Source organism: Pseudomonas sp. HLG18 (assembly GCF_051903985.1).
Classification (GTDB): Bacteria; Pseudomonadota; Gammaproteobacteria; order Pseudomonadales; family Pseudomonadaceae; genus Aquipseudomonas; species Aquipseudomonas fluorescens_BT.
The window spans coordinates 4,847,238-4,873,262 of sequence record NZ_CP195831.1 but is presented as its reverse complement, the minus strand read 5'-3'; the positions used below and the strand labels follow the sequence as shown (position 1 = coordinate 4,873,262).

Here is a 26,025-nt window from a genome sequence, read left to right as displayed (position 1 = left end):
CCGCAAACCGGATAAGGAGCGAATTGTGAAAGCGTGGATCATGTTGTTGCTGGCCCTGTCTCTGCCTGTGGCAGCGCTGGCCGAAGAAGCCAAAGAGGGCGAGGCGCCGAAGGTCAACTACATCACCCTGAGCCCGCCGTTCGTGGGCAACTACGGGCTGGACGGCACGCCGAAACTCAAGGTCTACAAGGCCGACGTGGCGTTGCGGGTGACGGGTGAGGAAGCGACCAAACTGGTCAAGGCCAACGAGCCGCTGATCCGCAATCAACTGGTGGCGCTGTTCACTCAGCAGACCACCGATGCGATGGGCAGCATCGAAGGCAAGGAAAAACTGCGTCAGGAAGCCTTGAAGCAGACCCAGCAAGTGATGAATGACGAGACCGGCAAACCGGTGGTCGAGGATCTGTTGTTCAACAACCTGATCATTCAATAAGCATCGCGGCTGCGGTTCAGGACGCCAGGCTCTTGCGAAAGCGCGCCAGGGCGATGAAGAAGAACAGCAATCCGATGACGGTCAGGGCCAGCAAGTCTGGCCAGACCACACTCAGCCCGGCGTCGCGGAACAGAATCGCGGCACCGAGGCTGACGAAATGAGTGGACGGCGATCCCTGCATGACCCATTGCAGCCATTGCGGCATGCTGTCCAGCGGCGTGCTGCCGCCCGACAGCAGCAACATCGGAATAATCACCGGGATGGCCAGCAGGCCGAACTGCGGTGTCGAACGCGCCAGCGTTGCCAGGAAGATACCCAGCGCGGTGCTGGCGAACAGATAAACAGCCGTGACCAGCAAAAACAGGCTCAACGAGCCGGACAACGGCACGCCCAGCGCGCCTTTGACGATCACTTCCAGCGACAGCCAGGTGCACAGCACCACCACCAGCAGATTGCTCCAGATTTTCGCCAGCATGATTTCCAGCGCGGTCAGCGGCAGCACCAGCAAATGGTCGAGGGTGCCGTGTTCGCGTTCCCGCAGCAGTGCGGTGCCGGTCAGGATGATCGCCAGAATGGTGATGTTGTTGACGATCTGGATCACGGCCAGAAACCAGCCACCCTCCAGGTTGGTATTGAACAGTGCACGGGTCGTCAGCTGCACCGGGGCATAGGCCTGCGCATTACCCTGGCCGGTATAAGCCAACAGCTCGCGCTGGAATATCCGGCCAATGTAGCCGGCGCCCATGAACGCCTGGCTCATGGCGGTGGCATCGACATTGACTTGCACGGCCGGTTGACGGCCTGCGAGCAGGTCAGTCTGGAAGCGAGCCGGAATATTGATGACGAACGTGTACTGGCCACTATCCATGGCTTCATCCAGTTGTTCGTAGCGCAGCGGGACGGGGGGCTGGAACTCCGGAGGTTGCAGCGCCTGGGCCAATTGGCGGGAGAGAGCGCTGTGATCCTCGTCGATTATCGCCACGCTGGCGTTGTGCACACCGATTACCGATCCCGCAGCCGGCATGTAGATGGCTACGGTGAAGGCGTAGAACAGGAACAGCAGCAACACGCTGTCGTGCCGCAGACTCGTCAGTTCCTTGAGCCCCAATCGCAGGATATGCGCGAACTTGTGCATCAGGCCTCCTGCTTTTTCAACATGACCAGGCTCAGTCCGGTGAACCCTATGAAGAAGGCGGACAGCGCCAGGCATTGCGGCCAGAGCTGTCGCAGATCCAGTGCTTTGGTGAACGTACCTACCGCGATATCGAGGAAGTGGCCGGCCGGGAACAGCATGCCCATCACGGCGGCGGCGCCCTCCAGTGACGAGCGCGGCACGATCAGCCCGGAAAACTGAATGGTCGGCAGGCTGGTAATGATCATGGTGCCGAGAATCGCCGCGATCTGTGTTCGGGTGAACGCCGAGATCAGCAGCCCCATGCTGGTGGTGGCCAGTACATAGAGCAGCCCGCCGAAAGCGAGGGTCAGTCCGCTGCCCTTGAACGGTACGCCGAACAGCCAGCGATTCATGGCCACCAGGACGGCCAGGTTGACCAGGCTGACCAGCAGATAAGGCATCTGCTTGCCCAGCAAAAACTCCAGCCGCGTCAGGGGTGTGGCGTAGAAGTTGGTGATCGAGCCCAGCTCTTTCTCACGCACGATGCCGAGGGCCGTCAGCATCGCCGGAATGAACGCCAGGATCAGCGCCATCACACCTGGGCCGATCGCGTTGACGCTGACTACGTCCTGGTTATAACGAAAACGGGTTTCCAGGCTGGCGGCGGCCTGACGGTTGAGCGCGGGGCTGCTCTGTTCGGCCAGTTGCTCGAGATTGGCCTGATGAACGGCTTCGACGTAGTTGCGACTGGTTTCCGCGCGAAACGGCATGCCGCCATCCAGCCAGGCCGCCACCGTCGGTCGACGCCCGGCGTACAGGTCGCGGCCGAATCCGGGCGGGATCTCCAGCGCCAGTTTGATTTCCGAACGTTGCAGACGTCGGTGCAGGACCTGCGCATCTTGAATGGCCGGCTGTTCGGCGAAGTAGCGCGAGCCGCGAAAGGCCTCCAGGTAGGCACGGCTTTGGGGGGTCTGATCCTGGTCGTACACGGCAAAGGCAAGATTTTCCACGTCGAGGGAAATCCCGTAGCCAAAAATCACCATCATGAAAATGGCGCCCAGCAGGGCGAACGCCAGGCGCACTTTGTCGCGCAGCAATTCCTTGCCTTCCCGGCTGGCCACCGCCGCCAGACGCCCGAAGCTGAAACCGTGTTCCGTGACGGACATGGGCGGGGCCATCGCGGCCGGCGGCGGTTCGGGTGCCGGCGGCGCTTCGGTGATGCCCTGGGCCTGTTCAAGACAGGTCACGAACGCAGCCTCCAGGGATTGGCCGTTGAATTGCTGCTGCAGGGCGGCCGGCGTATCACAGGCCAGTACCCGGCCTGCATGCATCAGGGAGATGCGGTCGCATCGCTGCGCTTCGTTCATGAAATGGGTTGAGAGGAAAATGGTCACGCCCTGATCACGGGACAGCTCGATCAACAGTCGCCAGAAGTCGTCCCGTGCTGCCGGATCGACGCCGGACGTCGGCTCATCCAGTATCAGTACTTCCGGGCGATGCAAAACGGCGACGGCCAATGACAGGCGTTGACGCAACCCGAGTGGCAAGGCGCCTGACGGCTGATCGGCGACGCCGTGCAGATCGAAGCGCTGAATCAAGGCGTCGATGCGCGGGGCGCTCTCTGCCTTGGGCAGGTCGAACAGACGTGCGTGCAGATCAAGGTTCTGCCGGACGCTGAGTTCGCCATACAGCGAAAAGCTCTGGGACATGAAGCCGACCCGCTTGCGCGTGGCCAGATCCCTTGCATCCACCGGGTTGCCCAGCAGCGTCGCGCTGCCCTCACTGGCTGGTATCAGCCCGGTCAAGACTTTCATGGTGGTGGTCTTGCCGCAGCCATTGGAGCCGAGAAAGCCAAAAATTTCACCGCGCCCGATGGCGAAACTGACGTGATCCACTGCGGTAAAGTCGCCAAAGCGCAACGTCAGCTCGTGGGCTTCGATGGCGATATCGGAATTGCTGGTGCGAGGCGGGATTTGCAGAGGTTGCGGGTCGCGATGGCTGTCCCCCTGAAAGTGGGTGAAGGCATCATCGAGTTTGCCGCTTTGAGTGATCGCTGCCAGCTCACGGCTCAAGCCCGAGGCAATCATCCGGCCACCGTCGAGCATTAGACAGTGCTCGAATTGTTCGGCTTCCTCCATATAGGCCGTGGCAACCAGCAAGGTCAGTTGCGGTCGCTGGCGTCGCACGTCGTCGATCAGCTCCCAGAAGCGCCGCCGAGAGAGTGGGTCGACACCCGTGGTGGGCTCGTCGAGGATCAGCAGATCCGGCTCATGGATCAATGCGCAACACAGCCCCAGCTTCTGTTTCATGCCGCCGGACAGTTTGCCGGCCGGGCGATCAGCGAACCTCAACAGGTCCGTGGCGAGCAGCAGGTTGTGCAGCCGCTGTTCGCTTTCGTCGGCAGACAAGCCGAACAGCGTGGAAAAAAACTGCACGTTTTCGCGGATCGACAGTTCCGGGTACAGGTTGCCACCCAGCCCCTGTGGCATGAAGGCGATGCGCGCGTACAACGTGTTGCGATGGGCGCGATCCTGAATCGGGCCGCCAAGGACTTCCAGTTGTCCCTGCTGAAGGGCTTTTACCCCGGCGATCAGGCCCAGCAGGCTGGACTTGCCGGCACCGTCGGGGCCGATCAAACCGCAGCGGGTACCCGCCGGCAGATCGAACGTGATCGCGTCCAGAGCCTGCCGCTGGCCATAGCGGTGCGCAATGGCGCTCGCCCTGAGCGCGATGCCGTTCATTGCAAATTGGCCGGCCAGCCGATCGGCGCGGTGCGCACATAGCCGACGCCAGGCATGCCGGGCTTGGCCTGCGGTACGTTGCCGGGCTCTGTCAGGCGCAGCTTGACGCGAAAGACCAGTTTCTGTCGCTCGTCGCGGGTCTCGACCTCTTTGGGGGTAAATTGCGATTTGGCTGCCACGAAACTGACTTTCGCCGGTAACGACCGGTCGGGCAGGGCGTCCAGCAGGATCCGTGCGTCATCGCCCACTGCCAGGCGTCCGGCGACGGAGGCCGAAAGGTAAAGGTTCATGTACTGGTCAGTGGGATCGATCAACAGCAAGACCCGACCGCCGGCACCCAACACTTCACCGGGTTCGGCCATGCGTAGCTGGATCACGCCGTCGATCGGTGCGCGCAAACTGCTGTCATCGATTTCACTGGCCAATTGCGCCACCTGGGCCTGTGCCGCACCGATGGCGGCGCTGACGGCGGCGACCTGCGCCCGGGCCGCCGCTACGGCGGCGTTGCCCGTGCCGATGCGCGATTGCAGTTGATCGATGACCTGTGCGCTGACGAAACCATGCTTGAACAACGACTGTGACCGGCCGAGCTCCTGCTGGGCCAGCAGCTGCTCGCTCTGGCGCAACTGCACGTTGGCCTGGGCGGCAGCCAGATTCTCTCGGGCACGTATGACTTCGGCTTCGGCCTGATTGCGCTGGGCTTCGAGGGTTCGGGTATCCATTCGGGCAAGCAGCTGCCCTTTGCTGACCTTGTCGCCTTCATCGACCAGCACCTCGGCGAGACGCCCAGGTGTCTTGCTGGCGATCTGCACTTCCGTGGCTTCCAGGCGCCCGTTGCCGGAGGACAGGCCCTCGGGCAGACGGCTGCTCATCGATGTCCAGTAACCGAAACCACCGGCGGCCACCAGCAACACGATGAGAGATCCGGCAAATAAAAGGGAGGAGCGGCTGTGCGCTGACATGGAGGCATCCTGCGACTGTGGCGTCCAGTTTGACGGTTCAAACGACGGTATCGCTTGATATCAATCAAATGAGCGGCAGACCTGGCCACTTCAACGCAAGTCGAGTACTGCCGCCCACTGCTCGGTTGTCAACGGCATCACCGACAGTCGCGAACCTTTCTGCACCAGTGGCATTTCGGCCAGCGCGGTCTGCTGCTTAAGGTAATCCAGCTTCAACACCCGGGCAAACGTCTCGACATGAGCGACGTCGATTGCACTCCAGGCATTCTTCTCCGGTGTGGCCTTCGGGTCGAAGTAATGACTTTCCGGCTCCAGCGCGGTGGGATCCGGGTACGCGGCTTCGATGATCCTGCCGATTCCGGCAATGCCTGGCTCAGGGCAACTGGAGTGATAGAAAAAAAACTCATCCCCCACCGCCATCGCTCGCAGGAAATTACGTGCCTGATAGTTGCGCACCCCGTCCCAACGCGCTTTGCCTAGTTTTTCCAGACCCTTGATCGAGAGTTCGTCGGGCTCGGACTTCATCAGCCAATAGGCCATGTTGGGTGCTCCTGAAACGGTCATTGGGCAGGTTGTCGGGCAATTTTATGACAAACCGACGGTCGGTTGACGTCAGCATTTGCGCGCAGGTTCACGTTGTCGCAAAATGCCGGCCTTTAAAGCTTGACGCTGCTGCACGGCCTACGAATGGAAACCGCTGCTGTCATCGTGATGATGTGCCTTGAGGGGGGCAATCGATGAAACGCAAACCGGATTTGCTGTGGACTTTGGTGATTTTGTTCGGTCTGGGCGTCGTGACCACCGGTTATGCGCAAAGTCTGTGGGCCAACAAGGCCGATGCACCGATTGAAGTGGCGCAACAAGTACAACAGTCGACAGCCTTCAAACGCTGAAACTGCCTTTTCGACGCCGCTGCTCCGCGCGGCGTCTATCCCGCGAAATACCACGCCTTGTCCGTCACCGTTCCCTGCAACGGTACATCCCAGCTCGCTTGCGCGAGACGTTCGACTTTCTGACATTCATGGGCCAGGCCCAACAGCGTCGGCTTGCGCCATTTCTGGCGTCGGGCCAGATACGCCAGGCTGCGGTCGTAGAAACCGCCGCCCATGCCCAGGCGCCCGCCGACATCGTCGAATCCCACCAGTGGCAACAACACCAGATCCAGTGCCCAGATCTTGCGCTGACGGGCCGGATTGACTCGAGGCTCGAGAATGCGGAAGCGGTTGGGCCGCAGCTTCTCGCCGGGGCGGATCTGCTGAAAGACCATTTTGGTCCGCGGCCAGGCACTGAGCACTGGCAGGTAGGTTTTCTTGCCCCGACGCTGGGCGGCGCGCAGCAACAGGCGCGGGTCGATTTCACCGTCGGTGGGCAGGTAAAGGGAAATGTGTTTCGCCCGGCGAAAGTGCGGGTCTTGTGCCAGTTGCTTGTACAGGCCTTCGGCGGCCTGGCGTTGCTGACTCGGTGTCAGTGAGCGGCGGGCCTTGCGCAGCAGGCGGCGCAGTTGGGGGCGGGGCAGCAACGAGAGTTCTGTCATGGTTCGGCTTCGGCAGGATAGGGACGAAAACGCACGCATAAAAAATCCGATGCCGGCATGCACCGGCATCGGATTCGAATCAGGCTCCCCGGATGAGCCGCTGTCGACTTAGCCCTTGAACCCGAAAGTTCAAGGTGGAGGATGCAGTAGGCTTTAAGGCTTTCCGTCTGGCGGACATGCACACCAGCCCAACGTGCAACCCCCAGGGTAGTGCAAATCGGCTCAGGGACATCGTCAACTGGCAAGCACCCCAGGGAGTGCGGCGAGTATACCTCAAGCCGCCTGGCGAATCAGCCCTTGCGGATGTCCGGATCGTCGGCCAGCACCAGATCGACACGATCGAGCAAGTCACGCACCTGTTCACGGGTCGAGCCGCTGGCCTGGATGTCCGGGCGCTCTTCTTTGTGCAAGAGGTCGTGGGTGATGTTCAGTGCGGCCATCACGGCGATGCGGTCGGCGCCGATGACTTTGCCGCTGCTGCGGATCTCGCGCATCTTGCCGTCCAGGTAGCGGGCGGCGCTGATCAGATTGCTGCGCTCTTCCTGGGGACAGATGATCGAATACTCTTTGTCGAGGATCTGCACGGTAACGCTATTGCTTGAACTCATGAGTCTTGCTCCAGGGCCTTGAGGCGCGAAATCATCGATTCGACCTTACGCCGGGCGATTTCGTTTTTTTCAATGAGGTGCGCGCGTTCCTCGCGCCAGGTCTTTTCCTGAGCTAGTAAGAGTGCATTTTGACTCTTTAGTTGCTCGACTCGGGTAATCAGCCGTTCGAGTCTGGCCATCAGCGCTTGCAGGTCGGTGTCTTCCATTGTGTCCACTGATTCGGTCTGATGGGTTTGGCTGGCGGACAGCCTTTAATGGTTTTGGCGAGTCTGTCGATGTAGGATACAAGGCCTTCATTCTAGACATAGCGCCGTCTGGCGCCTAGCTGCCCATGCCCATTCAGAATTCCCCGTACCAAGCCTTCGCCACCCTGCTGACTGCCAGCGGTCACAATGTCTCGCCTGCCGAACTGCATGGCCTGCTGCTCGGCCGCAGCTGCGCCGGTGCCGGCTTCAATGCCGAAGAATGGCTGATCGACGCCGCCGAGCTGCTCGAAAGCGAGCCGCAGGACAACGTTCGCAATGCCTTGATCGGCCTGCAGGAAATGGTCAAGGGTGAGCTCACCGGTGACGACGTGACCGTTGTGCTGCTGTTGCCGACCGATGACGTGCCACTGGCCGATCGCGCCGTCGCGCTGGGCCAGTGGTGCCAGGGCTTCCTCACCGGTTTCGGCCTGAACTGCCGCGACAGCAGCATGCTGAGCACCGAAGCCACTGAAGTGTTGCAGGATCTGGCAGCGATCTCTCAGGTGCAAGATGCACTGGAAGAATCCGAAGACGGCGAAAGCGACTATATGGAAGTCATGGAGTACCTGCGCGTAGCCCCGCTGCTGCTGTTCTCCGAAACCAAAAAGGCCGACGTGCCGCCAGCGGCCAAGCCGTCGCTGCACTGATCGCGTGCCAGGGAAAGCCATCTGCCCATGATCCATATCCCGAAAGCGGAATACGCCCGGCGCCGCAAGGCGCTGATGGCGCAGATGGAACCCAACAGCATCGCGATCCTGCCTGCCGCCGCGGTCGCCATCCGCAACCGCGATGTCGAGCATGTCTATCGTCAGGACAGCGACTTCCAGTACCTCAGCGGTTTCCCCGAGCCACAAGCGGTCATCGTCCTGATGCCCGGTCGCGAACACGGCGAATACGTGCTGTTCTGCCGTGAACGCAATGCCGAACGGGAACTCTGGGATGGCCTGCGCGCCGGCCAGGAAGGCGCGATTCGCGATTTTGGCGCCGATGACGCGTTCCCGATCACCGACATCGACGACATCCTGCCGGGCCTGATCGAAGGCCGCGACCGGGTGTATTCGGCGATGGGCAGCAACCCGGAATTCGACCGCCATTTGATGGACTGGATCAACGTGATCCGCTCCAAGGCGCACCTCGGCGCCCAGCCGCCGAACGAATTCGTTGCTTTGGATCACCTGCTGCACGACATGCGCCTGTATAAATCGGCGGCAGAAGTGAAGGTGATGCGTGAAGCGGCGCGGATTTCCGCCCAGGCCCATATCCGGGCGATGCAGGCCAGCCGTGCCGGCCTCTACGAATACAGCCTCGAAGCCGAACTGGATTACGAGTTCCGCAAGGGTGGGGCGAAAATGCCGGCCTACGGCTCGATCGTCGCTGCCGGGCGCAACAGCTGCATCCTGCATTACCAGCAGAATGACGCGTTGCTCAAGGATGGTGATCTGGTGCTGATCGACGCCGGTTGCGAAATCGACTGCTACGCCAGCGACATCACGCGGACGTGGCCGGTCAACGGCAAGTTTTCCGCTGAGCAGAAGGCGATCTACGAACTGGTATTGGCCTCGCAGGAAGCTGCATTCGCCGAAATCGCCCCGAACAAACACTGGAACCAGGCGCACGAAGCCACGGTTCGGGTGATCACCGCCGGGCTAGTGAAACTGGGGTTGTTGCAGGGTGAAGTCGACGAGTTGATTGCCTCCGAGGCCTACAAGGCGTTTTACATGCACCGCGCCGGCCACTGGCTGGGCATGGATGTGCATGACGTCGGTGAATACAAGGTCGGCGGCGAATGGCGGGTGCTGGAAGTCGGCATGGCGCTGACCGTGGAGCCGGGCATCTACATCGCCCCGGACAATCAGAACGTAGCGAAGAAATGGCGCGGCATTGGCGTGCGCATCGAGGATGACGTGGTAGTGACCAAGAGCGGTTGTGAAATTTTGACCCAAGGCGTGCCGAAAACCGTCGCCGAGATCGAAGCCCTGATGGCGCAAGCACGGACCTGCGCGGCATGAGTCGGGTCAATCTGGCAATCATCGGTGGCGGCCTGGTCGGCGCCAGTCTGGCGCTGGCCTTGCAGGCCGGGGCCAAGGCCCGTGGCTGGAAGATCGTACTGATCGAACCGTTCGCCCCCGGCGACAGCTGGCAGCCCAGCTACGACGCGCGCTCGTCGGCGCTGTCCTTCGGCTCGCGGCAGATTTATCAGCGGCTGGGCGTGTGGCAGGAAATCTCCCGCCGCGCCGAGCCGATCAAACAGATTCACGTCTCCGACCGCGGACGCTTTTCCACCGCCCGACTGTCGGCGATGGAAGAGGGCGTACCGGCGCTCGGCTATGTAGTGGAAAACGCCTGGCTCGGCCATTGCCTGTGGCAGCACGTCGACAGGGACGTGATCAGCTGGCGCTGCCCGGCAGAAGTCACCCGCATGGAACCGCTGTCGGACGGCTATCGCCTGACCCTCAACGATGAAACCACGGTCGAATGCGATCTGGCGGTGCTCGCCGATGGCGGCCGCTCCGGCCTTCGTGAGCAACTGGGTATCAACGTGCGCAAGCGCCCGTACAACCAGAGCGCGCTGATCGCCAACATCACCCCGAGCGAAGCGCACAACGGCATGGCGTTCGAGCGCTTCACCGATGAAGGCCCGATGGCGTTGCTACCGCTGCCGGAAAACCGCTGCGCGCTGGTCTGGACCCGTCTGGGGATGGACGCGCAACGGCTGGCGGACCTGAGCGAACGTGATTTCCTCAGCGAGCTGCAAGGTGTGTTCGGTTACCGTCTCGGCACTCTGAAGCAGGTCGGCGCACGACATCTGTACCCGCTGTCGCTGGTGGAGGCCGAAGAGCAGGTGCGTTCGCATCTGGCCGTACTCGGCAACGCCGCCCACAGCCTGCACCCGATTGCCGGGCAAGGTTTCAACCTGTCCCTGCGCGATGCCGATGCGTTGGCCGCCGCACTGCTGGCCAGCGACAAACCGCTGGGGGATTTCGCCACGTTGCAGGCGTATCGCGAGCGCCAGCGCCTGGATCAGGACCTCACCGTAGGGTTCTCCGATCAGGTCACGCGCCTGTTCGGCAGCACTCAGCCACTGGTGTCGCTGGGCCGAAACATCGGTTTGCTCGGCCTCGATCTGCTGCCGCCGGCCAAGCGCTGGTTCGCCCGTCAGGCCATGGGGCTGGGGACGCGGCCGGATGCGTGAGTGGCTGATCATACAGTTTGGCAAGGCGCGGCTGATGCGCTGGATCATGACGTTCTACCCGCCATACTTCGGCGCCGGCGTCCGGGTGAAGCACATCAGCGATGACTTTCGTGACATCCAGGTCTCGATGGGCCTGGGCTGGTACAACCGCAATTACGTCGGCACCCAGTTCGGCGGCAGTCTGTATTCGATGGTCGATCCGTTCTTCATGTTGATGCTCATGGAGAACCTCGGCTCGCGGTACATCGTCTGGGACAAGGCCGCCGACATTGATTTCATTGCGCCTGGCAAAGGCCCGGTGTTCGCCCGGTTCAACATCGACGACACCCTGCTCGACGAAATCCGTCGGCAGACCGCCAGTGGCGAGAAATACCTGCCGCAGTTGCAGGTCGACATTCATGACGGCGCCGGCAACCTGGTGGCGCGGGTCGGTAAAACCCTTTACGTGCGGCTCAAGCCGCCAGCGAGACAGGCTTAAAGCATGGAAATGCGCGCGGATGTGCTGATTGTCGGAGCCGGAATGGTCGGCAGCGCCCTGGCGCTGGCGTTGCAGAACAGCGGGCTGGAAGTCCTGCTGCTCGACGGCAGCCCGCTGAGCGTCAAACCCTTCAATGGCGATGCGCCGTTCGAGCCACGGGTGAGCGCCTTGTCGGCGGCGAGCCAGCGGATCCTCGATCGCCTCGGCGTATGGGACGGCATCGTCAACCGACGCAGCAGCCCTTACACCGACATGCATGTCTGGGACGGTAGCGGCACCGGCCAGATCCACTTTTCGGCCAGCAGCGTGCACGCCGATGTGCTCGGCCACATTGTCGAAAACCGCGTGGTCCAGGACGCCTTGCTCGACCGCCTGCACGAGTGCGACCTGGGCCTGTTGGCCAACGCGCGACTGGAGCAGATGCGCCGTTCCGGTGACGACTGGCTCCTGACCCTGGCTGACGGTCGCACCTTGCGCGCACCGCTGGTGATTGCGGCGGACGGGGCCAACTCAGCCGTGCGCCGTCTGACCGGTGTCGCCACTCGCGAATGGGATTATCTGCATCACGCCATTGTCACCAGCGTGCGCAGCAGCAAGCCGCATCGCATGACCGCGTGGCAGCGTTTCACCGATCACGGGCCGCTGGCGTTTCTGCCGCTGGAGCGTGACGGGCAGCAGGACTGGTGCTCGATCGTCTGGTCGACCACGCCGGGCGAGGCCGAACGATTGATGGCGCTGGATGAAGCGGATTTCTGCCGGGAGCTGGAGCGTGCCTTCGAAGGTTGCCTCGGCGATGTCATCAGCGCCGACCCGCGTCTTTGTGTGCCGCTGCGTCAGCGTCACGCCAAGCGCTACGTGGCCGAAGGCCTGGCACTGATCGGCGATGCCGCGCACACCATTCACCCGTTGGCGGGGCAGGGTGTGAACCTCGGCTTCCTCGACGCGGCGGTGCTGGCTGAAGTGTTGCTGCAAGCGCACGAACGCGGCGAACGCCTGGCGGACGTGAAAGTCCTGAGCCGCTACGAACGCCGGCGCATGCCGCATAACCTGGCGCTGATGGCCGCGATGGAAGGTTTCGAGCGGTTGTTCCAGGCTGACCCGTTGCCACTGCGCTGGTTGCGCAACACCGGACTGAAAATCGTCGAGCAGATGCCCGAGGCCAAGGCGTTGTTCGTGCGCGAAGCCTTGGGGCTGACCGGGGATCTGCCGGCACTGGCCAAGGCCTGACGAATGTTGTGCAACATCTGGTAACTCCTTGGGAAAGTGTTCGATTGAGCTGGTAAATGTGAGTCCTTATCATTTGGGCCACTTTTCCTGACCGAGAGACCGCTCCCATGTTGGCATCCAAGCGTGTTCTGACCGCACTGGCCCTGACCCTGATCGGCAGCACTGCCGCCCAGGCTGCCGATGAGGTGGTGGTCTACTCCTCGCGTATCGATGAGCTGATCAAGCCAGTGTTCGATGCCTACACCGCCAAGACCGGGGTGAAGATCAAGTTCATCACCGACAAGGAAGCGCCGCTGATGCAGCGGATCAAGGCCGAGGGCGAGAACGCCACCGCCGACCTGCTGCTGACCGTCGATGCCGGCAACCTCTGGCAGGCCGAGCAGATGGGCATTCTCCAGCCGTTCACCTCGAAAACCATCGACGCCAACATTCCCCTGCAATATCGCTCGTCCAGCCACGCCTGGACCGGCCTGAGCCTGCGCGCGCGAACCATCGCCTATTCCACTGAACGGGTGAAACCGGGCGAACTGACCACCTACGAAGCATTGGCCGACAAGAACTGGGAAGGCCGGCTGTGCCTGCGCACGGCGAAGAAGGTCTACAACCAGTCGCTGACCGCCACCATGATCGAAGTGCATGGCGCCGAGAAGACCGAGAAGATTCTCAAGGGCTGGGTCAACAACCTGTCCACCGACGTGTTCTCCGACGACGTCGCGGTGCTGGAAGCCATCAACGCCGGCCAGTGCGATGTCGGCATCGTCAACACCTACTACTACGGTCGCCTACACAAGCAGAAGCCGGAATTGCCGGTGAAACTGTTCTGGCCGAACCAGGCGGATCGCGGGGTGCACGTCAACCTGTCGGGCATCGGCCTGACCAGGCATGCGCCGCATCCGGAAGCCGCCAAGGCGCTGGTGGAGTGGATGACCACGCCTGAGGCGCAGAAGATCTTTGCCGACGTGAACCAGGAGTTCCCGGCGAATCCGGCGGTGAAGCCTTCGGAAGAAGTGGCGGCGTGGGGGCAGTTCGTGGCTGATACGTTGCCGGTCGAGGTGGCGGGCAAGCGTCAGGCTGAAGCGATCCGGATGATGGATCGGGCGGGTTGGAACTGACGCTGCGAGTCGAATCGCCGCAAGCGTGACGCACAGCGTCACACGATACGTGCCCACGCCATGCGTGGGCACAATCATTCAACGAGAGTTTTTCCTTGGCCCACCCCGCCCAACGCCGCTGGTACCCCATCGTCTTCGCCATCGCCGCGTTGGTGCTGCTCCCCCTCAGCGTCCTTCTGCTGTCGTGGCAAACCATCGACCAGCAGATCTGGTCGCACCTGTGGGAAACCCAGATGCCGCGCCTGCTGGGCAACACCCTGACGCTGGTCCTCGGCGTAGGCATCGGTGTGACACTGATCGGTGTGAGCCTCGCCTGGCTCACCAGCCTCTGCGAATTTCCCGGTCGACGCTGGCTCGACTGGGCGCTGATGCTGCCGTTCGCAATCCCGGCCTACGTGCTGGCGTTCGTCTTTGTCGGACTGCTGGACTACGCAGGCCCCGTGCAAACCCTGCTGCGCGAATGGTTCGGCTCCGGCCTGCGTCTGCCGCGAGTGCGCTCCACGGGTGGGGTGATTCTGGTGTTGGTGCTGGTGTTTTATCCCTACGTCTACCTGCTGGCTCGCACCGCGTTCCTGGCGCAGGGCAAGGGATTGATGGAAGCTGCGCGAGTGCTCGGCCAATCACCGTGGCAAGCATTCTGGCGCGTGGCACTGCCGATGGCGCGGCCGGCCATCGGCGCCGGTGTGGCGCTGGCGCTGATGGAAACCCTGGCGGATTTCGGCGCCGTGTCGGTGTTCAACTTCGACACCTTCACCACGGCGATCTACAAGACCTGGTATGGCTTTTTCAGCCTGCCCAGCGCCGCGCAGCTGGCCAGTCTGTTGCTGCTGGTGGTGATGCTGGTGCTGTACGGCGAGCGCCGTGCCCGGGGTGCAAACCGGGCAAGTAATGAACGGCCAAGGGGCAAGGCGCTGTATCACCTGCGTGGGCCCAAGGCCTGGGCGGCAACGGGGTGGTGCGGTCTGGTGTTTGCCTGTGCGTTTGTCATCCCGGTGCTGCAACTGGTGGTGTGGTTCTGGCAGCGCGGGCGATTCGATCTGGATGAGCGTTACGCCGGGCTGATTCTCCATACGTTGTATCTGGGCGGCATGGCAGCGTTGATCACGGTCAGCGTGGCGATGTTGCTGGCATTCGCCCGGCGTCTGGCACCCACCCGGACGATCAACTCCGCGGTCGGTCTGGCCAACCTCGGCTACGCGTTGCCGGGCTCGGTGCTGGCGGTATCGATCATGCTGGCGTTCAGTTATCTGGATCGCGAGCTGGTGATTCCGCTGTCCGGCTGGCTCGGCGGTGCGGGCAAACCGTTGCTGCTGGGCAGTCTGGCGGCGTTGCTGATGGCTTACCTGGTGCGCTTCGTGGCGGTGGCCTACGGGCCGCTGGAAAGCAGTCTGGCGCGTATACGGCCCTCTTTGCCTGAAGCGGCACGTAGCCTGGGTGTCAGTGGGCCGCGACTGTTTTTCAAAGTGTATCTGCCGTTGCTGTTGCCCGGCACGCTCAGCGCCGCGCTGCTGGTGTTCGTCGACGTGCTCAAGGAAATGCCTGCAACCCTGCTGATGCGCCCGTTCGGCTGGGACACGCTGGCGGTGCGCATCTTCGAAATGACCAGCGAAGGCGAATGGGCGAGGGCGTCGCTGCCGGCGCTGACGTTAGTGCTGGTCGGTCTGTTGCCGGTCATCGGACTGATCCGTCGTTCGGCACACCGAAACACTTAGTAGTGAGACCTGAATCATGCGGCTACAATGCGCGGCATTCGGTGCGGTCCGTCTGACAGACCCTGTCGCTGAAATCGGCTGAAAGCCTTCTCTTGCGGGGCTTTCAAACCGCACGGCAGCGCTCCGCACCTTCGCCACGCCCGGAAGGAGAAACCCATGGGACAGCGTACGCCTCTGTATGACCTGCATCTCGCCCTCGGCGCGAAGATGGTCGATTTTGGCGGTTGGGACATGCCACTGCATTACGGCTCGCAGGTCGAGGAGCACCACGAGGTGCGACGCGATTGCGGGGTGTTCGATGTTTCCCACATGACCGTGATCGATGTCGCCGGCCAACAGGCCAAGGCCTGGCTCCAGCATTTGCTGGCCAACGACGTCGAACGCCTGCACAGCACCGGCCGTGCGTTGTACAGCACCATGCTCAACGAGCGTGGCGGCATCGTCGACGACATGATCGTCTATCGTCTCGAAGACGGTTACCGCCTGGTGGTCAACGCTTCGACCCGCGATCAGGACCTGGCCTGGATGCAGGCCCAACTCACCGGCTTCGACGTGCAGCTGCAAGAGCGCACGGATCTGGCGATGCTCGCCATCCAAGGCCCCCATGCCCGGCACAAGATTGCCGAGCTGGTGACCCAGTCCCGCGCCAATCTGATCCAGATGCTCAAGCCGTTCGAAGGCCACGCCGACGGGGACTGGTTCATTGCCCGCACCGGCTACACCGGTGAGGACGGTCTGGAAATTGCCCTGCCGGCCGATCAGGCCCCCGGTTTCTTCAACGATCTGGTGGGCGCCGGCATTTCTCCCATTGGCCTCGGTGCTCGCGACACTTTGCGGGTGGAAGCGGGGATGAACCTCTACGGTCAGGACATTCATCAGGACGTTTCGCCTCTGGCCTCGAACATGGCCTGGAGCATCGCCTGGGAACCGGCCACGCGCCGATTCATCGGTCGCGATGCGCTGGAAGCGGAAAAAACCGCCGGCGTGCAGCACAAACTGGTGGGTCTGGTGCTTGAGGAACGCGGGGTTTTGCGTGCGCATCAGGTGGTTCGTATCGCTGATGTTGGCGAAGGAGAGATCACCAGTGGTAGTTTCTCTCCTACGCTTAGCAAGTCGATTGCCCTGGCGCGTGTACCGATGGCGACTGCCGATCGCGCCGAAGTGGAAATCCGTGGCAAGTGGTATCCGGTACGAGTGGTCAAACCGACCTTCGTCCGTCACGGCAAAACCTTGATCTAACCTTTTCCGGCGGGCACGACCGCTGACAATTTCTTGAGGACACCGAGCATGAGCAACATCCCAGCCGAACTGCGTTTTGCCGAAAGTCATGAATGGGCGCGCCTGGAAGCCGACGGCACTGTCACCGTGGGCATCAGCGATCACGCTCAGGAAGCGTTGGGCGATGTGGTGTTCGTTGAACTGGCTGAAGTCGGCAAGGTGTTTGCTGCCGGTGAAGCGGCGGGTGTTGTCGAGTCGGTGAAAGCCGCTTCCGACATCTACTCCCCGGTTGGCGGTGAAGTGATCGCGGTCAACGAGGAACTGGCCAACTCGCCGGAAGAACTGAACAACGATCCGTACGCCGCGTGGATCTTCAAGCTCAAGCCAAGCGACAAGGCCGAGCTGGACAAGCTGCTCGATGCAGCAGGCTACAAGGCCGCCATCGGCGAATAAGCTTCAGGCAATACCGCAAAGCCCCGATCCGTCGGGGCTTTTTTGTGCGCAGCTTTTTATCGGGGATGGCTCAGGCGTTGCCCAGCACCGCTTTGACGGCTGCCACGGAACGCTCGACATCGTCCTTGTTCATGGTGTTGAACATCGGCAACGACACGATCAGCCGCCCCACGCGTTCGGCCACCGGCAACATCCCTTCCTTGAAACCGCGCTCACGGTACAGGCTCAGCAAGTGGATCGGCGGATAGTGATAACCGATACCGATGCCCAATTCCTGCATCTTCTCCATGAACGTGGCCCGCGCCGGCAAGCCGTCCTTGCGTTCCGGCAGCACCAGTTGGAACAGATGCCAGTTGCTGTTGGTGAAGTCGGCAGGTGGCAGTTGCGCGCCGTACTTGGCCTCGAAGTCGTCGCCAAAGCATTTGAAGTAGTGGCGAGCCAGTTCCTGACGATGGGCCGTCAAAGCTTCGATGTGGGCGAACTGGCCGAGGCCGATGGTCGCTGCGACGTCGGTCATGTTGAATTTGCCGCCCAGTACATCGACGTCCAGGCCGTCGAACCCGTTGCGGGTGACGCCCTGCAAACGGTACTTCTCCGCCAGGCGCGCTTCCTCGGGCGTGTTCAGCACCAGGCAGCCACCCTCGGAGCAGGTCACGTTCTTGTTGGCCTGAAAGCTGAACGATACGAAGTCGCCGGTGGCGCCGATGCGCTGCCCGTTCCAGCTCGAACCAAGGGCCTGGGCGGCGTCTTCGACGATGCGCAGGTTGTGCTTTTCAGCGATGGCGTACAGGCGCTCCATGTCCACCGGCAGCCCGGCGAGAAAGACCGGAATGACAGCTTTGGTGCGCGGGGTGATGGCCGCTTCCAGCCGGTCCAGGTCGATGTTGCGGGTGACCGGATCGATGTCGGCGAACACCGGCGTGGCACCCACTTCAAGAATCACGTTGGCCGTGGCCACCCAGGAAATCGGCGTGGTGATCACTTCGTCCCCCGGCCCGATGCCGGCGATGCGCAAGGCGATTTCCATGGTGCAGGTGCCGGAGTTGAAGGTGCGTACCGGACGGCCGCCAAAATACTCCGACAATTGTGCTTCGAAGGCCTGGACCTTTGGCCCGCTGGTGATCCAGCCGGAGCGCAGGACATCGCCGACGGCGGCAATGGTGGCTTCATCGATGACAGGTTTGGAAAACGGCAGAAACGGCTGTTGGCTCATGAGGACTCGATCATCCGCTGGTTGGACCCTTGTTGCAGGTGCCACAGCATGCCCCGTCCGGCCACCTGCCGCCAAGCCGTCTGCGTCGGTTTCCGCTGCTATGCTGGTTTGACCGTGTTGCATTGACGCCGAGCCGCCAGCCAAGAGAGAGCCCGTCATGTCCCAGTTGCCATCCTTGAGCCAGTTACGCGACCCCCATGCCTTCCTGCGCCGTCACCTTGGCCCCGATGCCGCCGAACAACAGGCCATGCTCGACAGCCTGGGCCTGGGCAGCCGGATCGAACTGATCGAACAGACCGTACCGCCTGCGATCCGCCTCAACCGGGAACTGGACTTGCCGCCGGCACTGGACGAGCAGGCCGCGCTGGCGAAACTGCGCGGATACGCCGAACAGAATCAGGTCTGGACCAGCCTGATCGGCATGGGTTACCACGGCACCCTCACGCCGACGGTCATTCTGCGCAATGTGCTGGAAAATCCCGGCTGGTACACCGCCTACACCCCGTATCAACCGGAAATTGCCCAAGGCCGGCTCGAAGCGTTGCTCAACTTCCAGCAACTGACCATCGACCTGACCGGTCTGGAGCTGGCGAACGCGTCGCTGCTTGATGAGGCCACTGCCGCCGCCGAGGCCATGGCGCTGGCCAAACGTGTGGCGAAGTCGAAGAGCAATCTGTTTTTCATCGACGAAAACTGTCATCCGCAAACCATTTCCGTGGTGCAGACCCGCGCCGAAGGCTTCGGTTTCGAGTTGATCGTCGACACTGTGGATAACTTGAAACAGCACCAAGTGTTCGGCGCACTGCTGCAATACCCCGACACCCACGGCGAGGTCCGGGACCTGCGTCCGTTGATCGACCATCTGCATGCGCAGCAGGCGCTGGCCTGTGTCGCGGCCGATCTGCTGAGTCTGTTGTTGCTGACCCCGCCGGGCGAGTTGGGTGCGGACGTGGTGTTCGGCTCATCCCAGCGATTCGGCGTACCGATGGGGTACGGCGGGCCGCACGCGGCGTTTTTCGCCAGTCGCGAGGAGTACAAACGGGCGATTCCCGGGCGCATCATCGGTGTCTCGAAAGATGCTCGCGGCAACGTCGCGCTGCGCATGGCCCTGCAGACCCGCGAGCAGCACATCCGCCGGGAGAAGGCCAATTCGAACATCTGCACCGCTCAAGTGCTGCTGGCCAACATCGCCAGTTTCTATGCCGTGTACCACGGGCCGCAAGGGCTGAAACGCATTGCCCAGCGAATCCATCGGCTGACCTGCATTCTCGCTGCCGGCCTAGAGCGCCATGGCATCAAGCGCCTCAACGAACACTTCTTCGACACCCTCACGCTGGACGTGGGCGGAGCGCAAACCGCGATCATCGAAAGCGCCCAGGCTGCGCAGATCAACCTGCGCATTCTCGGTCGCGGCCACCTGGGCCTGAGCCTCGACGAGACCTGCAATGAAGACACCGTGGCCAAACTGTTCGATGTGCTGCTGGGCGCCGATCATGGGTTGAGCGTCGATGAGCTCGACGCTGAAACGCTGGCCTGCGGCATTCCCGACACGCTGCAACGCAGCACGCCGTACCTGCGCCACCCGGTGTTCAATGCCCACCACAGCGAAACCGAGATGCTGCGCTACCTCAAGCAGCTGGAGAACAAGGATCTGGCACTCAACCAGTCGATGATCCCGCTCGGCTCCTGCACCATGAAACTCAATGCCACCAGCGAAATGATCCCGATCACCTGGCCGCAGTTCGCCAACCTGCACCCGTTCGTGCCCCGGGAGCAGGCCGTCGGTTACACACTGATGATCGAGGAACTGGAGCGCTGGCTGTGCGCGATCACCGGGTTCGACGCGATCTGCATGCAGCCCAATTCCGGCGCTCAGGGCGAATACGCCGGGTTGTTGGCGATCCGCAAATATCACGAAAGCCGTCAGCAGGGCGGGCGCGATATCTGCCTGATTCCGTCCTCGGCCCACGGCACCAACCCGGCCTCGGCGCAAATGGCCGGGATGCGCGTGGAGATCGTCGAGTGCGACGAGGCCGGTAACGTCGATCTGGAGGATTTGAAGACCAAGGCTGCCGAGGCCGGGGACAAGTTGTCGTGCCTGATGGCGACGTATCCGTCGACCCACGGCGTGTACGAGGAGGGCATCAGCGAAATCTGCGAAGTTATCCACAAGTACGGCGGTCAGGTTTACATGGACGGCGCCAACCTCAATGCCCAGGTCGGCCTGGCCCGGCCGGCGGACATTGGCGCCGACGTGTCACACATGAACCTGCACAAGACCTTCTGCATTCCTCACGGCGGAGGCGGGCCGGGCATGGGGCCGATTGGCGTGCGCGCGCATCTGGCGCCGTTCGTCGCCAATCATCCGGTGGTGCCGATCGACGGGCCGCAGCCGCAGAACGGTGCCGTGAGTGCCGCGCCCTGGGGCAGTGCGAGCATTTTGCCGATCAGCTGGATGTACATTGCGATGATGGGGCCGCAACTGGCGGACGCCAGCGAAGTGGCAATTCTCGCGGCCAATTACCTGGCGCAGCACTTGTCCGGCGCCTTTGCGGTGCTCTACACCGGTCGCAATGATCGGGTCGCCCACGAGTGCATTCTGGATCTGCGGCCGCTGAAAGCGCAGACCGGCATCAGTGAGGAAGACATCGCCAAGCGCCTGATGGATTACGGCTTCCACGCGCCGACCATGTCGTTCCCGGTACCGGGGACGCTGATGGTCGAGCCGACCGAGAGTGAGTCCAAGGCTGAGCTGGACCGTTTCATCGGTGCCATGTTGAGTATTCGCGCGGAAATCACCGAAGTGCAGAACGGCAACTGGCCGGCCGAGGACAATCCGCTCAAGCGTGCGCCGCATACGCTGGCCGATGTCACTGGTGTCTGGGAACGGCCCTACAGCATTGAGCAGGGCATTACGCCGGATGCGCATACCAGAGCGCACAAGTACTGGCCGGCGGTAAACCGGGTGGACAACGTCTATGGCGACCGCAACCTGTTCTGCGCGTGTGTGCCGGTAGACGATTACCGCTGATTGGCGGGCAAAAAAATGCCGCTCATGTGAGCGGCATTTTTGTGGGCGACAGGTTTATTCCGACGCCACGGCGTTCTTCGCCAGAATCGCGTTCGCCAGTTCCATGTCCGTTGCCTGCAGGCCCGGGTTATCGGCGCGGACTTTCTGCATGGCGGCTTCCAGATAGGGGCCACGGATGCCGCCATCGCTGGCGACGAAGCTGCCGGCGTCGTCCTGGGCGGCGACGATCAGCTTGTGATCCTTGAAGGTCAGGTACGTCGAGCCGGTGGTGGCGCCGGATGAAATGACGTTACGCCAAAAGCTGTCAGCCATTGCCGAACCGACGGGCAGAGACAGCAGGGCAAGGGTGGCGACAGCAAGTTTGAGACGCATGAGGGTTGACTCCACTGGTGTTGAATAACGGCTTGGATCGCCAATTCGGCGATCCGGTTCCGTAAAGGACTATTTCTGCTCGCTCTGCGGTGTCACCCGCAGCACCTCCTCGATGGTCGTCAGCCCCGCCGCGACTTTCTGCGCGCCGGACAATCGCAGGCTGCGCATGCCTTCCTTGAAAGCCTGGCGCCGGAGCGCGGTCAAATCGGTGTCGGGGCTGATCAGCCCTTTGAGGCTGTCGGTCAGTTGCATGATTTCGTAGACCCCGGCGCGACCGTGATAACCGGTGTCGCGGCATTCCAGGCAACCGATGGCCCGTTGTGCGTTGCCCGGCAGTGGTGCCTGCCACGGCCGGGTCAGGGTTTGCCAGTCTTCTTCGCCGATGGGCAGCGGCGCCTTGCAGTGGGGGCATAACGTGCGCACCAGACGCTGGGCCATGACCCCGAGCACCGTTGCCTTGATCAGGTAATGCGGCACGCCGAGTTCCAGCAGGCGGCTGATGGCGCTGGGTGCGTCGTTGGTGTGCAGGGTCGATAGCACCAGGTGCCCGGTCAACGCAGCCTGGATGGCCATTTCGGCGGTCTCCAGGTCGCGGATCTCGCCGATCATGATGATGTCCGGGTCCTGCCGCATCAGTGCCCGTACCCCGGCGGCAAAGGTCAGGTCGATGTTGTGCTGCACCTGCATCTGGTTGAAGGCCGGCTCGACCATCTCGATCGGGTCTTCGATGGTGCAGAGGTTGATTTCCGGGGTCGCCAGCTTTTTCAGGGTGGTGTAGAGCGTGGTGGTCTTGCCCGAACCGGTCGGCCCGGTCACCAGAATGATGCCGTTGGGCTGGCGGGTCATGTCCTGCCAGCGGCGCAGGTCGTCGGCGGAAAACCCCAGCTGATCGAAATCCTTGAGCAGCACTTCCGGGTCGAAGATCCGCATCACCATTTTTTCGCCGAACGCGGTGGGCAGGGTCGACAACCGCAACTCGACTTCGCCGCCGTCCGGTGTCTTGGTCTTGACCCGGCCGTCCTGGGGTTTGCGCTTCTCGGCGACATTCATTCTGCCGAGGCTTTTCAGGCGACTGACGATGGCCATCGTCACCTGTGGCGGGAACTGATAAACGTTGTGCAGCACGCCGTCGATGCGAAAACGCACCGTGCCTTGCTCGCGCCGCGGCTCGATGTGGATATCGCTGGCGCGCTGCTGGAAGGCGTACTGGAACAGCCAGTCGACGATGTTGACGATGTGCGCGTCGTTGGCGTCCGGCTCCTGATCGCTGGCGCCGAGGTTGAGCAGTTGTTCGAAGTTGCCGAGGTTGCTGCCCGGCTGGTCGGCGTTGCTGGCGCCGCTGACCGATTTGGCGAGGCGAAAGAACTCGACGCTGAAACGCTGAATGTCCGCCGGGTTGGCCACCACCCGTTTGACCGGCAGTTTCAGTACGTGGGTCAGGTCGGCTTCCCAGCCATTGACGTAGGGCTGGGCGCTGGCCACGGTCACCGCGTCGCGGTCGACCGACACCGCAAGGATCTTGTGGCGCTGGGCAAAGGCATAGGACATCAGCGGCGTGATGGCGGCGACGTTGATCTTCAGCGGATCGATGCGCAGGTATGGCTGGCCGGCCTGCTGCGCCAGCCACAGGGTCAGGCTTTCGAGGTCCAGGTGTCTGCCCGGACGGCTGAGGTCCTCCAGCTGCTGGCTGGCGATGAATTCAAGCGGGTGAACCTGCCCGAGGGTCGCCTGGCGGCGGCGCGCATTCAGCGCCTGCTCGGCCGAGTCCTGGCTGATGAAGCCCTGGGCGACCAGTTCACGCAGTACATCATTGAGATCCAGCCAGCGGTCCTGAGTGGCGAGTTGAACGGACATGCGGGCTCCTTTTGAACGACAGTCCGCAAAGGATAGTCGTGGCCCCGCCTACCGTTGGGCCACTACCCGACAAAGGCGTTTCCGGTTTTGTCAGCCTGTTGCCTGAGCCGGCGCACCCCACGCCGCGTCGGGGTTTTGCAGGTTGACCGAGCAGACACTGATCAGGTTACGAAGTTTTTCCGCGATCACCCGGGCGCGATGCCAGCTCAGGCCGCCCATGACGATGTCGATCGACAGCAGATCGTCCAGACGCTGGACACTGACCTGCTCCGGGGTGAGGAACTGCAAGGCGAACAGGTTCAGCACACGTACCAACAGATCCGGCTCGGCCTCGGCCAGTATCTGGTACTGCGCGTGGCAGTGGGCGTTGCTGGCGTTCCACACATCGGCACGGGGCGCTGGGGTGTTGACGGCTTCGAGGTGTGGCATGGCAGGTCTCCGGAATCAGTGGAGGAATTTTTACATCCGATGCCGGGCATTTCTTGTCTAAGATGAGCTGGTCAGGCGATTGATAAGGAAGATCAATTCGCCATTGTCCGATTTTGAGGATTATTTATGCACAGTGAGCTGGACAGCTACGACCGGCGCATTCTCGCCCTGCTGCAAGAGGACGCTTCCCTGTCCAGCGCACAGATCGCCGAACAGGTGGGTCTGTCGCAGTCGCCGTGCTGGCGGCGGATTCAACGGATGAAGGAGGAGGGGATCATTCGTGGTCAGGTGACCTTGCTCGATCGCAAGAAAATCGGCCTGAACACGCAGATCTTCGCCGAAATCAAACTCAACGCCCACGGCCGTTCGAACTTCACCGAATTCACCGAGGCGATTCGCGGTTTCCCCGAAGTGCTGGAGTGTTACGTATTGATGGGGGCGGTGGACTTTCTGTTGCGGATTGTCGCGGCGGACATCGAGGCGTATGAGCGCTTCTTCTTCGAGAAGCTGTCGCTGGTGCCGGGGATTCAGGAGGTGAACTCGATCGTGGCGCTGTCGGAGATCAAGTCGACGACTAGCCTGCCGGTCCTGCGCTGATGATCGTTCCCGTGAGCGGGAACGATCATCATCCGGAGATTACATGCGCAGCAGCATTTTCCAGGCGCGATTCTGGTAAACCGCAATCGCCTGATGTTTGCGTGCATCGAGCAGTTCATCAGTGATGGTCGGCTCGTTGGCCAGTTGCGCCAGTTTGTTCAGTTCGCCGTACAGGCGATCCATTTCCGGGATCTCCAGCACGCTGCGCGCGTGGTGCAGCCAGACCTGGATGCGTTCGATGCGTGGCAGTTGCTCGGCCAGATCTTCCGGCTGCTGCTGATAACGCTGCAGTTGCAGCGAAGTGGCTTCTTCGCCCAGCAGGCGCGGCAGCCAGCTGCTCAATTGCGCAGCGCCCTGGCGGTTGCCACGGGTGTTGCGATCAGCCGCCCAGGTGCGGGCCAGCAACCAGCGCGAAGCGTTCAGCGAGAACAGGCCCCAGCGCGGATCTTCCAGTTCTTCGAGGAACTGCTCCGGTGCGGCTTTACGCACATCTTCGTCTTCAAGGCCGACTTGTACCAGCGGACGCCAGTCTTCCAGCAGGGCGTCCAGCGCAACGCGCAGGTCGTGGGTCGACTGACGCGGCGCGGCCTGGCCGAGGCTGCTGAGCAGGGCGCGCATTTCCGCGAGGTTCTCGACCCAGTCCTGCAGCAGGCGCCAGTGGCCGTTGAAACGATACTGTTCGGCCAGACGCTGGCTGCTGCCGAGCAAGTGCCAGCTCAGGGCAGCGAAAGCGTCGTCCAGCGGGGTTTCAGCGGTGATGGCCGGTGCCGGCAGGCTCAGCGAGTAGCTGTTGGCATCGTACAGGCGATAGCCGCGCTCGGCCTTGCTGATGTCGCACGGCATCAGGGCCAGGGTTTCGGCCAGTTCGGCGGCCAGTTCCAGCAGCGCGGCAGGTTCGCCTTCGCGCAGTTCCAGTTCCAGCTCGCAGATTTCTTCTTTCTGCTTGCCGACCACTACGTGGCCCAGGTCCAGAGCGGCCTCGATGACCACTTTGGTCTTGCCACGGCCCCAGGCGATTTCGGCGCGCTCGCGGACGAAATCGGTGGTGAAGATCGGCTTCAGGGTTTTCTTGTCCAGCTCGGCGAGGGACTCGGGCCAGCATTCGCCGTCGAGTTTCTTCACGTCGAGTTTGGCTTTGGGCAGGTGCCAGTCGTATTCGTTACGCTCGGACAGACCGGCAACGCTCTGGCCACGGGTCTTGAGGGTCTGGATCACTTCTTCGCCGTCCTTGCGCAGGCGCAGGGCAACCTTGGCCCGGGCCAGGTCACGCTCGGGCGTGTCGAAGTACTGATTCATCAACTCACGGCGTTCCCAGCCACTTTTGTTGCGTTTTTTCAGGAGAGGGTGCTCGCGCAGGGCGGCGAGGGTTTCGCGGCTGACGCGGAGTTTGATTTCGGTTTCTTTCTGCATGGCCGGAAAATCCAGGATCGGGAGCGCAGCCGGGGGAATGTGTGGCTGCCAAGGTCGTGCAGTGTACAGGACTGAACCTTCCTACGCCT

25 protein-coding genes and 1 other RNA gene are annotated in these 26,025 nt (G+C 62.2%); 13 read left to right on the top strand and 13 right to left on the bottom strand.

The genetic code is table 11. The annotated features are described in order from the left end of the window. The first annotated feature begins 25 nt into the window (after positions 1–25). Positions 26–433, top strand: coding sequence for a flagellar basal body-associated protein FliL (locus ACSPX5_RS22475; protein WP_007951814.1), 408 nt, complete (start codon positions 26–28; stop codon positions 431–433). Positions 434–449: 16 nt separating this feature from the next. On the opposite strand, the gene ACSPX5_RS22470 is transcribed toward ACSPX5_RS22475, so the two are convergent. The 4 genes from ACSPX5_RS22470 to ACSPX5_RS22455 form a co-directional block, all read right to left on the bottom strand. Continuing rightward, a complete protein-coding gene (locus tag ACSPX5_RS22470) occupies positions 450–1,568 on the bottom strand; it encodes an ABC transporter permease (protein ID WP_439820286.1) in 1,119 nt (372 codons plus the stop codon). Next, complete coding sequence (gene rbbA, locus ACSPX5_RS22465) at positions 1,568–4,288, bottom strand: ribosome-associated ATPase/putative transporter RbbA (protein WP_439820285.1); 2,721 nt, start codon at positions 4,286–4,288, stop codon at positions 1,568–1,570. The genes ACSPX5_RS22470 and rbbA overlap by 1 nt, the downstream gene beginning before the upstream one ends. Further along, complete coding sequence (locus tag ACSPX5_RS22460) at positions 4,285–5,250, bottom strand: HlyD family secretion protein (RefSeq protein ID WP_169432392.1); 966 nt, start codon at positions 5,248–5,250, stop codon at positions 4,285–4,287. The genes rbbA and ACSPX5_RS22460 overlap by 4 nt, the downstream gene beginning before the upstream one ends. A 90-nt stretch (positions 5,251–5,340) precedes the next feature. After that, positions 5,341–5,790, bottom strand: a complete 450-nt coding sequence (locus ACSPX5_RS22455) for an EVE domain-containing protein (protein ID WP_439820284.1) — start codon at positions 5,788–5,790, stop codon at positions 5,341–5,343. Positions 5,791–5,987: 197 nt separating this feature from the next. Between ACSPX5_RS22455 and ACSPX5_RS22450 the strand changes: the two genes are divergently transcribed. Beyond that, the gene (locus ACSPX5_RS22450; protein WP_007911192.1) at positions 5,988–6,143 is read left to right on the top strand and encodes a hypothetical protein; all 156 of its coding nucleotides are present in this window, start codon (positions 5,988–5,990) and stop codon (positions 6,141–6,143) included. 35 nt (positions 6,144–6,178) lie between these two features. Here the strand turns inward: ACSPX5_RS22450 and ACSPX5_RS22445 are convergent, their stop codons facing one another. The 4 genes from ACSPX5_RS22445 to ACSPX5_RS22430 all read right to left on the bottom strand — a co-directional run bounded on the left by ACSPX5_RS22445 (position 6,179) and on the right by ACSPX5_RS22430 (position 7,598). Beyond that, the gene (locus tag ACSPX5_RS22445) at positions 6,179–6,784 is read right to left on the bottom strand and encodes a 5-formyltetrahydrofolate cyclo-ligase (protein ID WP_169432390.1); all 606 of its coding nucleotides are present in this window, start codon (positions 6,782–6,784) and stop codon (positions 6,179–6,181) included. 81 nt (positions 6,785–6,865) lie between these two features. After that, a non-coding RNA gene (gene ssrS, locus ACSPX5_RS22440) (6S RNA) lies at positions 6,866–7,044 on the bottom strand. Between the two features lie 30 nt (positions 7,045–7,074). Next, positions 7,075–7,392: a cell division protein ZapA gene (locus ACSPX5_RS22435; protein WP_169432389.1), complete on the bottom strand. Its 318-nt coding sequence runs from the start codon at positions 7,390–7,392 to the stop codon at positions 7,075–7,077. Further along, positions 7,389–7,598 (bottom strand): TIGR02449 family protein, encoded by a 210-nt coding sequence (locus ACSPX5_RS22430; RefSeq protein ID WP_169432388.1) that lies wholly within the window; start codon positions 7,596–7,598, stop codon positions 7,389–7,391. The genes ACSPX5_RS22435 and ACSPX5_RS22430 overlap by 4 nt, the downstream gene beginning before the upstream one ends. Before the next feature lie 125 nt (positions 7,599–7,723). Between ACSPX5_RS22430 and ACSPX5_RS22425 the strand changes: the two genes are divergently transcribed. The 9 genes from ACSPX5_RS22425 (at position 7,724) to gcvH (ending at position 17,030) form a co-directional block, all read left to right on the top strand. Next, a complete protein-coding gene (locus ACSPX5_RS22425) occupies positions 7,724–8,284 on the top strand; it encodes a YecA/YgfB family protein (protein ID WP_169432387.1) in 561 nt (186 codons plus the stop codon). A 27-nt stretch (positions 8,285–8,311) separates the two neighbouring features. Continuing rightward, a complete protein-coding gene (pepP, locus tag ACSPX5_RS22420) occupies positions 8,312–9,646 on the top strand; it encodes a Xaa-Pro aminopeptidase (RefSeq protein ID WP_169432386.1) in 1,335 nt (444 codons plus the stop codon). Further along, positions 9,643–10,830, top strand: coding sequence for a 2-octaprenyl-6-methoxyphenyl hydroxylase (ubiH, locus tag ACSPX5_RS22415; RefSeq protein ID WP_323159727.1), 1,188 nt, complete (start codon positions 9,643–9,645; stop codon positions 10,828–10,830). The genes pepP and ubiH overlap by 4 nt, the downstream gene beginning before the upstream one ends. Beyond that, complete coding sequence (locus ACSPX5_RS22410; protein ID WP_439820283.1) at positions 10,823–11,308, top strand: DUF4442 domain-containing protein; 486 nt, start codon at positions 10,823–10,825, stop codon at positions 11,306–11,308. The genes ubiH and ACSPX5_RS22410 overlap by 8 nt, the downstream gene beginning before the upstream one ends. Before the next feature lie 9 nt (positions 11,309–11,317). Then, complete coding sequence (locus tag ACSPX5_RS22405) at positions 11,318–12,535, top strand: 2-octaprenyl-3-methyl-6-methoxy-1,4-benzoquinol hydroxylase (RefSeq protein WP_169432717.1); 1,218 nt, start codon at positions 11,318–11,320, stop codon at positions 12,533–12,535. A 107-nt stretch (positions 12,536–12,642) separates the two neighbouring features. Then, entirely contained in the window at positions 12,643–13,647 is a 1,005-nt protein-coding gene (locus tag ACSPX5_RS22400) for an extracellular solute-binding protein (RefSeq protein ID WP_169432383.1), read from the top strand. 95 nt (positions 13,648–13,742) lie between these two features. Next, positions 13,743–15,359: an ABC transporter permease gene (locus ACSPX5_RS22395; RefSeq protein ID WP_439820282.1), complete on the top strand. Its 1,617-nt coding sequence runs from the start codon at positions 13,743–13,745 to the stop codon at positions 15,357–15,359. 156 nt (positions 15,360–15,515) lie between these two features. Further along, complete coding sequence (gcvT, locus tag ACSPX5_RS22390; RefSeq protein WP_169432381.1) at positions 15,516–16,598, top strand: glycine cleavage system aminomethyltransferase GcvT; 1,083 nt, start codon at positions 15,516–15,518, stop codon at positions 16,596–16,598. Between the two features lie 48 nt (positions 16,599–16,646). Beyond that, complete coding sequence (gene gcvH / locus ACSPX5_RS22385; RefSeq protein WP_169432380.1) at positions 16,647–17,030, top strand: glycine cleavage system protein GcvH; 384 nt, start codon at positions 16,647–16,649, stop codon at positions 17,028–17,030. Positions 17,031–17,100: 70 nt separating this feature from the next. Here gcvH and ACSPX5_RS22380 read toward each other — a convergent pair whose 3' ends face one another. Continuing rightward, positions 17,101–18,243: a DegT/DnrJ/EryC1/StrS family aminotransferase gene (locus ACSPX5_RS22380; protein WP_169432379.1), complete on the bottom strand. Its 1,143-nt coding sequence runs from the start codon at positions 18,241–18,243 to the stop codon at positions 17,101–17,103. A gap of 157 nt (positions 18,244–18,400) precedes the next feature. Between ACSPX5_RS22380 and gcvP the strand changes: the two genes are divergently transcribed. Next, positions 18,401–21,274: an aminomethyl-transferring glycine dehydrogenase gene (gcvP, locus tag ACSPX5_RS22375; protein WP_439820281.1), complete on the top strand. Its 2,874-nt coding sequence runs from the start codon at positions 18,401–18,403 to the stop codon at positions 21,272–21,274. A gap of 54 nt (positions 21,275–21,328) precedes the next feature. Here gcvP and ACSPX5_RS22370 read toward each other — a convergent pair whose 3' ends face one another. The 3 genes from ACSPX5_RS22370 to ACSPX5_RS22360 form a co-directional block, all read right to left on the bottom strand. Further along, complete coding sequence (locus ACSPX5_RS22370) at positions 21,329–21,646, bottom strand: DUF2388 domain-containing protein (RefSeq protein ID WP_007951791.1); 318 nt, start codon at positions 21,644–21,646, stop codon at positions 21,329–21,331. Between the two features lie 69 nt (positions 21,647–21,715). After that, entirely contained in the window at positions 21,716–23,500 is a 1,785-nt protein-coding gene (locus tag ACSPX5_RS22365) for a GspE/PulE family protein (protein WP_207863839.1), read from the bottom strand. 90 nt (positions 23,501–23,590) lie between these two features. Further along, positions 23,591–23,929: a hypothetical protein gene (locus tag ACSPX5_RS22360; RefSeq protein ID WP_169432376.1), complete on the bottom strand. Its 339-nt coding sequence runs from the start codon at positions 23,927–23,929 to the stop codon at positions 23,591–23,593. A gap of 126 nt (positions 23,930–24,055) precedes the next feature. Here ACSPX5_RS22360 and ACSPX5_RS22355 point away from each other — a divergent pair, with 126 nt between their 5' ends. Then, positions 24,056–24,526 (top strand): Lrp/AsnC family transcriptional regulator, encoded by a 471-nt coding sequence (locus tag ACSPX5_RS22355; RefSeq protein ID WP_007951785.1) that lies wholly within the window; start codon positions 24,056–24,058, stop codon positions 24,524–24,526. Between the two features lie 39 nt (positions 24,527–24,565). On the opposite strand, the gene ACSPX5_RS22350 is transcribed toward ACSPX5_RS22355, so the two are convergent. Continuing rightward, the gene (locus ACSPX5_RS22350; protein WP_169432375.1) at positions 24,566–25,936 is read right to left on the bottom strand and encodes a CYTH domain-containing protein; all 1,371 of its coding nucleotides are present in this window, start codon (positions 25,934–25,936) and stop codon (positions 24,566–24,568) included. Positions 25,937–26,025 lie beyond the last annotated feature (89 nt).